The 13,327-nt window shown below is 63.3% G+C and carries 14 protein-coding genes and 2 tRNA genes; 7 read left to right on the forward strand and 9 right to left on the reverse strand.

Annotated elements, in window-relative coordinates; all coding sequences use genetic code 11:
- Nucleotides 1–298 precede the first annotated feature (298 nt).
- The 5 genes from clpX to AC58EF_RS18735 all read right to left on the reverse strand — a co-directional run bounded on the left by clpX (nucleotide 299) and on the right by AC58EF_RS18735 (nucleotide 5,351).
- On the reverse strand, nucleotides 299–1,567 hold the full coding sequence (gene clpX, locus AC58EF_RS18715) for an ATP-dependent Clp protease ATP-binding subunit ClpX (protein WP_497277866.1): 1,269 nt from the start codon (nucleotides 1,565–1,567) through the stop codon (nucleotides 299–301).
- 140 nt (nucleotides 1,568–1,707) lie between these two features.
- The gene (gene clpP, locus AC58EF_RS18720; RefSeq protein WP_497277867.1) at nucleotides 1,708–2,343 is read right to left on the reverse strand and encodes an ATP-dependent Clp endopeptidase proteolytic subunit ClpP; all 636 of its coding nucleotides are present in this window, start codon (nucleotides 2,341–2,343) and stop codon (nucleotides 1,708–1,710) included.
- A 90-nt stretch (nucleotides 2,344–2,433) separates the two neighbouring features.
- Nucleotides 2,434–3,441, reverse strand: coding sequence for a glycosyltransferase family 2 protein (locus AC58EF_RS18725; RefSeq protein ID WP_497277868.1), 1,008 nt, complete (start codon nucleotides 3,439–3,441; stop codon nucleotides 2,434–2,436).
- 140 nt (nucleotides 3,442–3,581) lie between these two features.
- Entirely contained in the window at nucleotides 3,582–5,207 is a 1,626-nt protein-coding gene (tig, locus tag AC58EF_RS18730) for a trigger factor (protein WP_497277869.1), read from the reverse strand.
- A 59-nt stretch (nucleotides 5,208–5,266) separates the two neighbouring features.
- Nucleotides 5,267–5,351: transfer RNA gene (locus AC58EF_RS18735), tRNA-Leu, on the reverse strand.
- A gap of 124 nt (nucleotides 5,352–5,475) precedes the next feature.
- Here AC58EF_RS18735 and AC58EF_RS18740 point away from each other — a divergent pair.
- The 3 genes from AC58EF_RS18740 (at nucleotide 5,476) to AC58EF_RS18750 (ending at nucleotide 7,407) form a co-directional block, all read left to right on the forward strand.
- Entirely contained in the window at nucleotides 5,476–5,670 is a 195-nt protein-coding gene (locus AC58EF_RS18740) for a hypothetical protein (protein ID WP_497277870.1), read from the forward strand.
- A gap of 179 nt (nucleotides 5,671–5,849) precedes the next feature.
- Nucleotides 5,850–6,455 carry a sigma-70 family RNA polymerase sigma factor gene (locus AC58EF_RS18745; RefSeq protein WP_497277871.1) on the forward strand — a complete coding sequence of 202 codons (606 nt, stop codon included), beginning with the start codon at nucleotides 5,850–5,852 and terminating at the stop codon, nucleotides 6,453–6,455.
- Nucleotides 6,373–7,407, forward strand: a complete 1,035-nt coding sequence (locus AC58EF_RS18750) for a FecR family protein (protein ID WP_497277872.1) — start codon at nucleotides 6,373–6,375, stop codon at nucleotides 7,405–7,407. Before AC58EF_RS18745 ends, AC58EF_RS18750 begins: the two co-directional genes overlap by 83 nt.
- Here AC58EF_RS18750 and AC58EF_RS18755 read toward each other — a convergent pair whose 3' ends face one another.
- From AC58EF_RS18755 to AC58EF_RS18765, 3 genes are read right to left on the reverse strand one after another with little or no spacing between them, the layout of a single operon-like run.
- The gene (locus tag AC58EF_RS18755) at nucleotides 7,408–8,109 is read right to left on the reverse strand and encodes an NAD-dependent deacylase (RefSeq protein ID WP_497277873.1); all 702 of its coding nucleotides are present in this window, start codon (nucleotides 8,107–8,109) and stop codon (nucleotides 7,408–7,410) included.
- A 38-nt stretch (nucleotides 8,110–8,147) separates the two neighbouring features.
- Nucleotides 8,148–8,801 carry an MOSC domain-containing protein gene (locus tag AC58EF_RS18760; protein WP_497277875.1) on the reverse strand — a complete coding sequence of 218 codons (654 nt, stop codon included), beginning with the start codon at nucleotides 8,799–8,801 and terminating at the stop codon, nucleotides 8,148–8,150.
- 58 nt (nucleotides 8,802–8,859) lie between these two features.
- Nucleotides 8,860–9,078: a hypervirulence associated TUDOR domain-containing protein gene (locus AC58EF_RS18765; RefSeq protein WP_497277876.1), complete on the reverse strand. Its 219-nt coding sequence runs from the start codon at nucleotides 9,076–9,078 to the stop codon at nucleotides 8,860–8,862.
- A gap of 123 nt (nucleotides 9,079–9,201) precedes the next feature.
- Here AC58EF_RS18765 and AC58EF_RS18770 point away from each other — a divergent pair, with 123 nt between their 5' ends.
- From AC58EF_RS18770 to AC58EF_RS18785, 4 genes are all read left to right on the forward strand, one after another.
- Complete coding sequence (locus AC58EF_RS18770) at nucleotides 9,202–10,380, forward strand: glycosyltransferase family 4 protein (protein WP_497277878.1); 1,179 nt, start codon at nucleotides 9,202–9,204, stop codon at nucleotides 10,378–10,380.
- A gap of 28 nt (nucleotides 10,381–10,408) precedes the next feature.
- Nucleotides 10,409–11,728, forward strand: a complete 1,320-nt coding sequence (locus AC58EF_RS18775; protein ID WP_497277879.1) for a replication-associated recombination protein A — start codon at nucleotides 10,409–10,411, stop codon at nucleotides 11,726–11,728.
- Complete coding sequence (locus AC58EF_RS18780; protein ID WP_497277880.1) at nucleotides 11,725–12,582, forward strand: hypothetical protein; 858 nt, start codon at nucleotides 11,725–11,727, stop codon at nucleotides 12,580–12,582. The genes AC58EF_RS18775 and AC58EF_RS18780 overlap by 4 nt, the downstream gene beginning before the upstream one ends.
- A 29-nt stretch (nucleotides 12,583–12,611) precedes the next feature.
- A tRNA-Thr gene (locus AC58EF_RS18785) sits at nucleotides 12,612–12,686 on the forward strand.
- A gap of 56 nt (nucleotides 12,687–12,742) precedes the next feature.
- Here the strand turns inward: AC58EF_RS18785 and AC58EF_RS18790 are convergent.
- Entirely contained in the window at nucleotides 12,743–13,291 is a 549-nt protein-coding gene (locus tag AC58EF_RS18790) for a tyrosine-type recombinase/integrase (RefSeq protein ID WP_497277882.1), read from the reverse strand.
- Nucleotides 13,292–13,327: the final 36 nt, after the last annotated feature.

The raw sequence follows: 13,327 nt of genomic DNA on the forward strand, positions 1-13,327 counted from the left end.
GTGCCGCCTGTGACGGCTTCTGGCGACGCCCCTGTGATGGTCTGATTGCAATATTGTTACAATGCACCGCAATGATCGGTGCACTCCTGCCCCGCCCCGGGCCGGCATCCGGCGAGACATTGCACATGCACTCATAATATATTGAAATTTAACGATTATTAGACTGTCAATTTAAGCAGTTTAACAGTGGTGCAATTTTGCAACGCGGCGGGAATTTTTGTGCGCCGCGGGAACAAGTATGAAAAAGGGGCCGGCATTGGATGCCGGCCCCTCGCCTTTTCCGAAAGACTGATCGAAATCAGGCCGCGTCTTCGGCCCGCTTCTTGTTGTCGCTGAATACGCGAATCGGCTCCTTGGTCCCGGCGACGACATCCTTGTCGACCACGACCTCGCCCACGCCTTCCATCGAAGGCAGGTCGAACATGGTGTCGAGCAGGATCGCCTCCAGGATCGAGCGCAGGCCCCGCGCGCCGGTCTTGCGCTCGATCGCCTTCTTGGCGATGGCGGTCAGTGCATCGTCAGTGAAGCTGAGTTCGACATTCTCCATATCGAACAGTTTCTGATATTGCTTCACCAGCGCATTCTTCGGCTCGACCAGGATCTTGACCAACGCCGAGACATCCAGATCCTCCAGCGTCGCGATGACAGGCAGACGGCCGACAAACTCGGGGATCAGACCGAATTTCAGCAGATCTTCCGGCTCGCTCTGACGCAGCAGCTCGCCGGTCTTGCGTTCCTCGGGCGCTGCGACATGGGCGCCGAAACCGATCGACTTGGCTTCCAGACGATCGCCGATGATCTTTTCCAGACCCGCGAAGGCGCCGCCGCAGATGAACAGGATGTTGGTCGTGTCGACCTGAAGAAATTCCTGCTGCGGGTGCTTGCGGCCACCCTGCGGCGGAACCGAGGCGGTGGTGCCTTCCATCAGCTTGAGCAACGCCTGCTGCACGCCCTCGCCCGACACGTCGCGCGTGATCGACGGGTTTTCCGCCTTGCGGCTGATCTTGTCGATTTCGTCGATATAGACGATGCCGCGCTGCGCCTTCTCGACATTATAATCGGACGCCTGGAGCAGCTTGAGGATGATATTCTCCACATCCTCGCCGACATAGCCCGCCTCGGTCAGGGTCGTGGCGTCGGCCATGGTGAAGGGCACGTCGAACGTCTTGGCCAGCGTCTGCGCCAGCAGCGTCTTGCCGCAGCCGGTCGGACCGACAAGCAGGATGTTCGACTTTGCCAGTTCAACCTCGCCCGGCTTGGAACCATGGTTGAGGCGCTTGTAATGATTATGGACCGCGACCGACAACACGCGCTTGGCGCGATTCTGGCCGATCACATAGTCGTCGAGCACGTCGCAGATTTCCTGCGGGGTCGGCACGCCGCCATCCTTCTTGCCGACGAGACCGCCCTTGGTCTCCTCGCGGATGATGTCGTTGCACAGTTCCACGCACTCGTCGCAGATGAACACGGTCGGCCCCGCGATCAGCTTACGCACCTCATGCTGCGACTTGCCGCAGAAGGAGCAGTAAAGCGTGCTTTTCGAATCCGAACCGGTAAGCTTAGTCATTCGCCATTCTCTCTTCCCCCCCGGCCAACAGATACCAGAACCACGTCCGGCGAGGGATTTTCTGGTCCAAAGGTTATCCTAGACCGCGGTGCGCCCGTTCCACAAGGGGAGAAAGTGGGGCACCACGGTAAAGATAGCCTTTAGCCCTCATTGGTTTCCGCAGCGGCAGGCCGGCGATCGAACACTTCATCGACCAGACCGAACGCCTTGGCTTCGTCCGCTTCAAGGAAGGTGTCGCGATCCATCGCTTTCTCGACCTCTTCCAGTGTCCGGCCCGTATATTGCACGTAAAGATCGTTAAGGCGGCGGCGAATCCGAAGGATTTCCTTGGCCTGAATCTCGATGTCGGACGCCATGCCCTGCGCGCCGCCAGACGGCTGGTGGACCATGATGCGGGCGTTGCTGAGCGCGATGCGCTTGCCCGGCTCGCCAGCAGCCAGCAGGAAACTGCCCATCGAGGCAGCCTGGCCGATGCACACGGTGCCGACCTGCGGACGGATATATTTCATCGTGTCGTGGATCGCCATGCCGGACGTCACCACGCCGCCCGGCGAGTTGATGTACATCCAGATGTCCTTCTTCGGATTTTCCGATTCGAGGAACAGCAGCTGGGCAACGATCAGCGAGGCCATATGGTCCTCGACCTGGCCGGTCACGAAGATGATCCGTTCACGCAACAGGCGCGAATAGATGTCGAAGCTCCGCTCACCGCGGTTCGACTGTTCGATGACGATGGGGACCAGCGCGGCCATGGGATCGGACATGATATCGGTCATTGTGCTCTTTCAGAGTGGTTGCTTTTGCCCAGCCCCTACATCGGCACAAATGGCGAATGGTTCAAGGGGCTTGCCGGTCAGAGATGAAGGTCAGTCGCGGCGCGCGAAATCGGAAGGGGCGCGGAAGGCCAGATAGGCCAGCCGCCGCACCTCTCGCCGACCGCGCACCACCGTGTCCAGAATCAGGCCGCACATCATCGACAAGGTGGCGAGGATCATGAGGCCCGTCACCAGGATCGCGGTCGGGAAACGCGGCACCAGGCCGGTCTGGATGTAGGTCACGATCAGCGGCGCCACCAGCCCCAGCCCCAGCGCCGCCAGGAAGGCCGCGATGATGCCGAAGAAGAGCACCGGCCGCTCGATGCGATAAAGGGTGACGATCGTCCGCAGGATGCGGAAGCCATCGCGATAGGTGCTGAGCTTGCTGACCGACCCTTCGGGCCGCGCGCCATAGCTGGTCATGACTTCCGATACCGGCATCGCCAGTTCGAGCGCATGGACGCTGATCTCAGTCTCGATCTCGAACCCGGCCGAGAGGACCGGGAAGCTTTTGACGAAACGGCGGGAAAAGACGCGATAGCCCGACAATATGTCGGTGAAGCTGCGCCCGAACAGCTGTTTCAGAAGGCCGGTAAGCGCCCAGTTGCCGAAGCGATGGCCGCGCCGATAGGCCGCCTCCACCTCGTCGCGGCGGCACCCGACCACCATGTCGAGATTATCCTCCAGCATGGCGGCGATCATCGCCGGGGCGGCGGCGGCTTCATAGGTCGCGTCGCCATCGGCCATGACATAGATATCGGCGTCGACGTCTGCGAACATGCGGCGCACGACATGCCCTTTGCCCTGCTGGCTCACCCGGCGGACAATCGCGCCCGCGCCGGCGGCGAGCTCGCGGCTGCCATCGTTGCTGTTATTGTCGAAGACATAGATGTCGGCGCCCGGCAGCGCGCGGCGGAAATCCTCCACCGTCTGCACGATCGCGCCTGCTTCATTATAGCAGGGCAGGATCACCGCGACGCGCGGGGCCGCTGCAATGGGTGCAGTGCCCACGCTTTCACCGGTCCCCTGTTCGCCGGTCACTGGCGGAAATTCCTTCATCGTCGCAACTGGCCCCTGCCCTTCATGTCGCCTGCATGGGACAACATGATTAATATTCCCTCTGCCATGCCGACCGCATAATGAAAAGCGCCCGCGCTTCCCATGGAAGCCGGGCGCTCATCATAGCTGGTCAGGCGGCCTTATTCGGCCTTGGCGGCAGCCTTCTTCGCAGGCGCCTTCTTCTTGGGCTTTTCTTCAGCAGCAGCGTCCTCGGCGACGGCCTCGTCCTTCTTGGCGGCTGGCTTCTTGGCGGCCGGCTTCTTGGCGGGCGCTTCCTCGGCGGCCGGAGCAGCTTCGGTCGCCGTTTCGGCTTCCGCTTCGGCGGGCTCGGCCGCCTTCTTCTTGGGAGCAGCCTTCTTGGCCTTGGGCTTTTCGTCATGATCATGATCATGGTCATGACCACAGCCCGGACCATGGACGTGAGGCTTCAGGTCGCCATCTTCGGCCTCAATCGCGGCTTCCAGCTCCTCGCGGGTCACGGCGCGGTCAGTGACTTCGGCCTTGTCGAACAGGAAGTCTACGACCTTGTCCTCATAGAGGGGCGCGCGCAGCTGGGCGGCCGCCATCGGGTCCTGACGCACATATTGCACGAAGCGCTCGCGATCCTGCGGGCTGTACTGCTGCGCGGCCTGCATGATCAGACGGTTCATTTCCTGGTCGGAAACGGTCACGCCATTGGCCTGGCCGATTTCCGACAGGAGCAGGCCCAGACGGACGCGACGCACGGCGATGGCGCGATAATCGTCCTTCTCGGCTTCCATTTCCTTGAGGGCCGCTTCGGGATCTTCCTCATGGCCGGCCTCGTGCTGAAGCTGCGCCCAGATCTGGTTGAATTCGGCTTCCACCATGCTCGGCGGCACGTCGAAGTCGTGCGAAGCGGCGAGCTGGTCGAGCAGCTTGCGCTTCATGTGGGTGCGGGTGAGGCCGTTATGCTCCTGTTCGATCTGCCCCTTGAGCAGTTCGTTCAGCTTCTCCAGGCTTTCCAGACCCAGCGACTTGGCGAAATCATCGTCCAGCTTGGGCTTGTCGCCGTCCAGCACCGACTTGACGGTCACATCGAAGGTCGCGGCCTTGCCGGCCAGATGCTCCGCGCCATAATCTTCGGGAAAAGTGACCTCGATGGTCTTTTCCTCACCTTTCTTCACGCCGGTCAGTTGATCCTCGAAACCGGGGATGAACTGTCCCGAGCCGAGCTTCAGGCGAATGTCCTGGGCGCTGCCGCCCTCGAACGCCTCGCCGTCGACCTTGCCGACGAAATCGATGACCAGCGTGTCGCCCTCGGCGGCGGCATGATCGTCGGCCTGCTCTTCAAGCGCGCCCTGCTGGGTGGCGATGCGGCCGGCGGCTTCGGCGACCTGGGCGTCGGCGACGTCCACGGTCAGACGCTCCAGCTTCAGGCCCTCGACGCTGGGCGCCGCGATTTCGGGCAGCACTTCCAGCTCGACCTTGACTTCGGCATCCTTGCCGAACTCGAAATTCTCGTCCAGTTCGACCGACGGCTGCATCGCGGGGCGCAGCTTCTGGTCGGCGATCAGCTTCTGGATGCTTTCCTGGATCGAATTGTTGAGCGCGTCGCGCTGGAGCGATTCCCCATGCATCTTCTTGACGAGGTTGGCGGGCACCTTGCCGGGGCGGAAGCCGGGCATACGCACCTGCGGCGCAATCGCCTTCACTTCCTTTTCCACGCGGGCGTCGATATCCTTCGACGTGATGGTCACGGTGTAGGCGCGCTTCAGGCCCTCGTTCAACGTCTCGACAGTCTGCATCTCTTCTCTCAAACGCTTTCTTCAGCTGAATTTCGGTGGCTTGGCCGCAGGCGGCTCTCTGGTGCGGGCGAAGGGACTCGAACCCCCACATCTTGCGATACCAGAACCTAAATCTGGCGCGTCTACCAGTTTCGCCACGCCCGCATCGGTCGCCGGTCGGCGCGGCATAGAGAAAAGCGCGCGCAGAGGCAAGGGATAGTGAGAACGGGCACGGAACCGGCCGCGCAGGCCAAGCGTAGCGTCTCTATAAGACAAAGGAGAGACAGCGATGGCCACCCGCCCCGACACCACGCCCGACGGCATTCCCCCACCCGACAGAATCGAGCCGCAGTCGCCTGACGAGGCGCCCCCGCCCGATCTGCCGGTCGAAACGCCAATGACCGAACCCGACGAGATCACGCCGGTCGGCCCCGATTACGACCAGCCCGATCGCGCCCCTACCGAGCTTCCGCCGCCCGACTGAGCAACGAAAAGTGCTTCGACCACCGCTTATCCACAATAAATTTGCCCGGCACCGGAATATTTTGGTTGATCGCTAAAAATATGGCCCCCTGACGGCTGGACAGCCCCCTGCATCCATGATTGAACTATGACAAATAAAAGAAATCGGGAGAGGCGCGGCTGACAAATAAGGGGGTCAACGTGCAACGGGTTCGCGCCAAGCTGGAATGGTTCAAGACGGTCATCCTGCCGCAGGAAGCGGCCCTTCGCGGTCGGCTTCGCAGGATACTTCCTTCCACCCATGAACTGGAAGACATGGTCGCAGAGGTCATGGCCCGCGCCTATGCCACGGAAAATTGGGAAAATGTCACGACCGGCCGGGCCTATCTCTTCACCATCGCCCGCAACCTCGTCATCGACACCGCCCGCCGCAACAAAGTGGTGAGTTTCGAGACGATCGCCGACCTGGAACTGCTGGGGGGGGAGAATACTATCGAGGCGCAGCTCCACGCCCGCGAAGCGCTGCGCCAGGTCGAAACGATCGTCGAGTCGCTCCCACCGCAATGCCGCCGCGTCTTCATTCTCCGCCGCATCCACGAAAAATCGATGCTGGAAATAGCGGAGGAGATGTCGCTGTCCGTCTCTACAGTTGAAAAACATCTGGCCAAAGCAATCGCAATAGTTATGCGGGCCTGGGCGGAACGTGAGGAAACGGACTTCGAACGTGCAGGCGTCGGGACCAGGGTCAAGCTGCGGGAACAGGGACGCGATAGAAGCGGAAGCCGCGCGCCTGCTGGCCAGGCTTAACAGCGACCCCACCCCACAAGACGAAGCCGAAATCTGCGAATGGATCGACGCTGATCCACGCCACGCCGTCGCCTTCGCCCGCGCCGAAGCCGCCTGGGAAGCCACCGAGCGGCTCAAGAGCGCAGCCGCCGACGTCACGCTGCCACCGCTTGCGGCCATCGTCAGCGAAGAGCAGCAGCGCCGCCTCTCGCGCAACATCATGGTGGCCGCCGCCGTCGCGGTCATGCTCTTCATCGTCGCCGCAATCGTCACCGTCCGCACCTTCAGCGGGGTCGAGCGCTACCAGACGGACATCGGCCAGATGCGCGACATCGCGCTCGACGATGGCTCCGTCCTGCATCTCAACAGCGACAGCGAGGCGGAGGTCCGCTTCACCGATCATGGCCGCAAGGTGCGCATCCTGAAGGGCGAAGCCTCCTTCGATGTCGCCCATGACCCGGAACGCCCCTTCGATGTCGAGGCGCGCGCCGCGCTCATTCGCGCAGTCGGCACCGCCTTCAACGTGCGAATGCGCCCGTCGCTGATCGAGCTGACCGTCACCCATGGCACCGTGACGGTCCATTCGGGCAACAGCGTCCAGCAGCGGGTCAGCGCGGGCAGCGGGGCCGTCATCCAGCCGCGCAGCATCGCCCTCACGCGCCTTGGCCCCAAGCTGATCGACCAGCGCACCGCCTGGCGCGAACAGATGGTCGAACTGGACGGCGAGACGATCGACCAGGCAGCGGGCGAGTTCAACCGCTACCGCACGGCGCCCATTCTGATCGGCGACACCCGGGTTTCGTCGCTGCGGATCGGTGGCCGTTTCCGCACCACCGACAGCCGCGAATTTCTGTCCGCCCTGCAACTCAGCCTGCCGATCCGCGTGGTGAATGGCGAGGACGGGTCGGTTATGCTGCTCTATCGCGACGAAGAAGAAAAACCGGCCGAAGCGGCCAATGCCGCTGCCGAGTGATCAGCCCAATAATTCGCGCACCAGTTCGGGCACCAGCTTGCTTGCCGGTCCCATCCGGCTTTCCTCGAAATAAAAGCTGCCCGCCGATGGATCGAGATTGAGTTCCAGCGTGCGCGCGCCGACATGGCGGGCGGTCTGGACGAAACCCGCCGCCGGATAGACGGCGCCAGACGTGCCGATCGACACGAAGAGGTCGGCGGCGCGCAACGCCGCATCGATCCGGTCCATTTCATAGGGCATCTCGCCGAAGAAGACGATGTCGGGCCGCAGAGCCGGCCGACTGCATCCATCGCAGACCGATGCCGGCGGCAAAGGATTGCCCCATATAACCGCCTTGCCGCAGGCGGCGCACAGTGCGGAATTCAGTTCACCGTGCATGTGGAGCAACCGCCTGGCCCCGGCCCGTTCGTGTAGATCGTCGACATTCTGCGTCACGATCAGCAATTCGCCGTCCCACGCCCGGTCGAGCGCCGCCAGCGCCTCATGCGCGGCATTGGGCACCACTTCGACCAGCTTCGCGCGTCGCTCGTCATAGAAGCGGTGCACCAGTTCAGCATTGCGCGCCAATGCCTCGGGCGTGCAGACATCCTCCACCCGATGCCCTTCCCATAGCCCGTCCGGGCCGCGAAAGGTCGCCAGCCCGCTTTCCGCGGAAATGCCGGCGCCGGTCAGGATGACGATGTTGCGAATATCCCCGATCATGGGTGCAGCGTAGCGATGGAAGCGCGACTTCGCCAGCCTTACGCTACCAGCTTGCGCGCCCGTTCGCGCCAGGTTTCGGCGAGCACATTCATGCCCGCGAGCGCCCGGACCGCATCGGGATCGGCCTTGTGACCGCCGCTGATCAACAGGCGGAATACGCGCGCGATCGACCAGTCGGGCAAAGGCCGATCCAGCAAGTCCATGGTCATGCCGGCCTGCGCCTCCCCTTCGCGGATGACGCGGAAATAAATGCCGCAACGGCCCGTCTGCACGATCGTCGCCATGACGTCGCGCGCGCCGAAACGATGGTCGAGCTTCCAGCAGGGCTGGCGGCCATGGCTCACTTCCACGACCGCGCTGCCCAGCGAAAAGCGGTCGCCCAGGCACATATCCTCCTCGGTCATGCCGCGCGAGGCGATATTTTCGCCAAAGGCGCCGGGCGCGTCGAGGAGCGGCTGGCCCGGCTTGCGTTCACGCCACCAGCCATAATGATCCTGCGGATAGAGATGGATCGCCTTGTCCGGGCCGCCATGATGGATGCGGTCGGCCACGATATTGCCCTCAAACCCTTCCCAACCGATCCGCACCGGTCCTGCGACAGGCGTCTTGGCGATGGCGCTATAGTCGTCGCCGCGAAACGGGACAGGCATGCCGACCAGCAATGCGTCGATGGTCATATGGGGCGTGGTCATGCGCTACCCATGCCACGCCTTCGCGCGATGTGCGATGGCCGATCCATAGCGAGTGGCGTCAGGCGCAGCTGAGTTCGGAGCCGAGTTTCAGCACTTCGCCGCCGCTGTCGGCCTTGATGAGATAGGCAGGGTCCTGCGGCGAGCCGTTGCGACGGATGAGCGACCCTTCGATCCTGCGCTCCACATGACGATCGAATCGTTCGGCAACGCGCCCTCGGCCGACGCCTTGCCCCCAATTCCACCTGACCCGCGTTCCCGTACGGAATGTCTCGGTCATCAGGGCACCCTTTCCTCGCTGAAGGCAATCGCGTCGGCCGTTTCCCGGCCCCGCGAAGGCAGAATTCCCAAGGGTTTGACTGGTTCCCTTGGGTTTTCGTCACTCTTGGGCTAAGGGGCGCCGATGGATGCATCCGGCCTTCGCGTCGCCCTGTTCAGCGGCAATTATAATTATGTTCGGGATGGCGCGAACCAGGCGCTCAACCGCTTCGTCAACTATCTGCTGAAGCAGGGCGCGACCGTGCGCGTCTATTCGCCAACCACCAGCACGCCCGCCTTCGAACCGGCCGGCGACCTTGTCAGCGCCCCGTCCTTCGCCGTGCCGGGACGCAAGGAATATCGCGTGCCCTATCGGCTGTCGGCAGCGCTGCGCCGCGATCTCAGAACCTTCCGGCCCAATCTGGTCCATGTGGCCAGCCCCGATCCGCTTTGCCACCGGGCGGTCAGCTGGGCGCGCGACCATGGCCTGCCCACCGTCGCGTCGGTCCACACAAGGTTCGAAACCTATCCGCGCTATTATGGCCTCGCTTTTCTGGAGCCGCTGATCGAATCGCTCCTTCGCCGATTCTATCGCCGTTGTGACGCGATCGTGGCGCCGTCCGAATCAATGGCACAGCTGCTGCGCGAACAGCGGATGAGCTATGACGTCGGCATCTGGACCCGCGGCATCGACCGGGAGATATTCAACCCGGAACGCCGCGACCTTGGCTGGCGGCGATCGCTGGGCATTGCCGACGACGTGCCCGTCATCGGCTTCATCGGACGGCTGGTGATGGAAAAGGGGCTGGACGTCTTTTCCGACACGATCGACCGGCTGACCGAGCGGCATGTGTCGCACAAAGTGCTGGTCGTGGGCGAAGGCCCCGCGCGCGAATGGTTCCAGAACCGGCTGCCGCAGGCGGCCTTCACCGGTTTCCAGATGGGGCCGGAACTGGGCCGCGCGGTCGCCAGCATGGACATGCTGTTCAACCCCTCCGTCACGGAAACCTTCGGCAATGTGACGCTGGAAGCGATGGCGTGCGGCCTGCCGACCGTGGCCGCGCGGGCGACGGGCAGCGAAAGCCTTGTCACCGAAGGCGTCACCGGCCGACTGATCCGGCCCGGCGCGATCGGCGACTTCGCCGACGCGCTCCAGCACTATTGCGAAGATAGGCCAGCGCGCGCCGCCGCCGGCCAGGCGGCGCAGGCGCGCGCCGAGCGCAATGGCTGGGACCAGGTCAACCAGGCGCTGGTCGACACCTATCTGCGCGTCATCCGCCAGCGCGCGCAGGGCATGGTGCCGCGTTCCAGCCCTGTTCCCTGATCGGCTCTGCCACCCTATATCGGGCGTAATGGCCGACCTTTTCGCTCCCGACGACCTGCCCTCCACCGACGCGCCGGCAGATATTGCCCCGCTCGCCGACCGGCTGCGCCCGCGCACGCTGGCCGATGTCGTGGGGCAGGAGCATCTGACCGGTCCCGACGGCGCGATCGGCCGGATGGTGGCGGCGGGCCGCCTCTCCTCGATTATCTTCTGGGGGCCGCCCGGCACCGGCAAGACGACCATTTCGCGCCTGCTGGCCGACGCCGTGGCGATGCGCTTCGAGCCCATCTCCGCCGTCTTTTCCGGGGTCGCCGATCTAAAGAAGCTGTTCGCTGCCGCGAAAGACCATGCAAGGCGTGGCGAAAAGACGTTGCTCTTCGTTGACGAAATCCATCGCTTCAACCGCGCGCAACAGGATGGTTTCCTGCCCTTCGTCGAGGATGGGACGGTCACTCTGGTCGGCGCGACCACGGAAAATCCCAGTTTCGAGTTGAACGCGGCCCTCCTGTCGCGCGCGCAGGTGCTGATCCTGCGGCGGCTGGATGCGGCCGCGCTGGAAGCATTGCTGGACCGGGCCGAGGCGTTGACCGAGCGCCCCCTGCCCCTCGACACAGCGGCGCGCGAGGCTCTGCTCGCCAGCGCGGACGGGGACGGCCGCTTCCTGCTCAACCAGGTCGAAACCCTCTATTCGATCGACATAGCGGCGCCGCTCGATCCGGCGGGCCTGTCCGCCCTCCTCCACCGCCGCGTCGCCGTCTATGACAAGGATCGGGAGGGGCATTACAACCTCATTTCCGCGCTGCATAAGTCGCTGCGCGGGTCCGACCCGCAGGCTGCACTTTATTATATGGCGCGGATGCTGACGGCGGGAGAGGAACCGCTCTATGTGCTGCGCCGTCTGGTCCGTTTCGCGACCGAGGATATCGGCCTTGCCGATCCGCAGGCGGTGGTCCAGTGCCTGGCCGCCAAGGACGCCTATGAATTTCTCGGCAGTCCCGAAGGGGAAATGGCGATCGTGCAGGCCTGCCTCTATTGCGCGACCGCGCCCAAGTCGAATGCGGCCTATATGGCGATGAAGGCGTCCTTCAAATCGGCGCGCGACACCGGATCGCTGATGCCGCCCATGAACATCGTCAACGCCCCGACCAAGCTGATGAAGCAGGTCGGCTATGGCAAGGGCTACCAATATGATCATGACGCGGATCAGGGCTTTTCCGGCGCCAATTATTGGCCGGAAGAGATGACGCCGCAGACCTTCTACAGCCCCACCGATCGCGGGTTCGAGGCCCGCATCGCCGAGCGCATCGCCTATTGGAACAGGCTGCGGAAGGAGCGCGGGGCCGCGTGACCCCCCGGTTCGCGCGCTTCGCCGCGATCGACTGGTCCGGGGCCAAGGGGATGCGGCACAAGGGGATCGCCGTGGCCCTTTGCGAGACGGGAGACGCGGCTCCGCGCCTTGTCCCGGCACCGGGCGGCATCTGGTCGCGGCAGGGCGTCGCCGGCTGGCTGCTCGAAGCGGCCGCTCAGGCGCCCACCCTGTTCGGCTTTGACTTCAGCTTTGCGCCCCCCTTCGTCTCGCGCGGCGCCTATCTGCCCGGCGACCCGGCGCCGGAGGATGGCCCGGCCTTCTGGGCCTATGTCGAGGCCATTTGCGATGACCCGGATCTGGGCGCGGCGAGCCTGCTGGAGGTCGCCCATCGCCGCCATTTCTATTTCGGCAAGGCGGACGGGGTGAAGGCCGGATTCATGCATAATCGCGCTTGCGAGGCGCACTATAATGCGGGCGGCGGCGGCAAGCCGTCGACCGTCTATGACGCGATCGGCGCTGCGCAAGTCGCCAAGGCGAGCTTTGCCGGGATGCGGATGCTGAATCAGGTATGCGCCCATGTGCCGGTGTGGCCGTTCGATCCCGTGCCCGCCACCGGATCGCTGATCGTCGAAATCTATACCAGCATCGCCGCGCGCGCCGCCGGCCGGCCCAAGGGGCGCAGCAAGATGCGTGATCCTGCTGCGCTGAACGCGGCGCTGGAGACTTTGGGGTCGCGAGGATATGCCGGCTCCATGCCCGACGATCATGGCGCGGACGCGATCGTGACCGCCGCCTGGATGCGAAAAGCGGCGCTGCGTTCCGAACTTTGGACACCACCACAGCTGACGACGCAAATCGCGCGAACTGAGGGCTGGACCTTCGGCGTGATCTGATAGTAAGGGCGTCGAACTCGAAACGGTGCGCCGGATTAGCACAGCGGTAGTGCAGCGGTTTTGTAAACCGAAGGTCGGGGGTTCGATCCCCTCATCCGGCACCAGCATTTCCGGGCTTTTAGCCCTCTTCACATCATGGTTCGAAGGTGCGCTTGAACCTTCACCAAGTCAAGGCTTCAGCCGCGTTCGCGAGAAACGACGGCGAAAATCTTCCATAAACACGCTCAGTGATTCGACTGTCAGTATGGCCAAGGAACTGAGCAATCTGAGAAAATGGCGTGTTTGCCTCTGCCATCCACACGGCAGCGCTGTGCCTCATCATGTGTGGGGTGGCTGTCAGCCCAGCCCTACGCGATGCGGCCCTGAAGCCGTTCTTGATTGAAGCAACCCTTTCCCTGCCATGCTCGATCACATAGTCCGACAGGGCACCATTCTGAGCCTCCTCAAGCGCCGCGCGAAGCTGGCCATTCATTGGCACGGTCGCCCGGTATTTACTCGTCTGCACCCGCTCATGCGGGTTCAGAATGATGACGTTTCGATCAAAGTCGACCCGATCCCATGTCAGATCCAGCAATGCATTGGTGCGCGCGCCGGTGCCGACTGCCAGTTGCAGGAACAGCTTGATATGCCATAGCCATTCTTGGCGCTGTGATTCTGTCTCTGGCCTTCTGCTCGGATGATGGCGCCAGGGATCAGGCAGAGCAGACAACGCGCTCCAGCGAGGCTCTGGCGAACGCGGCAAGTG

The organism is Sphingobium sp. WR1 (assembly GCF_059693745.1).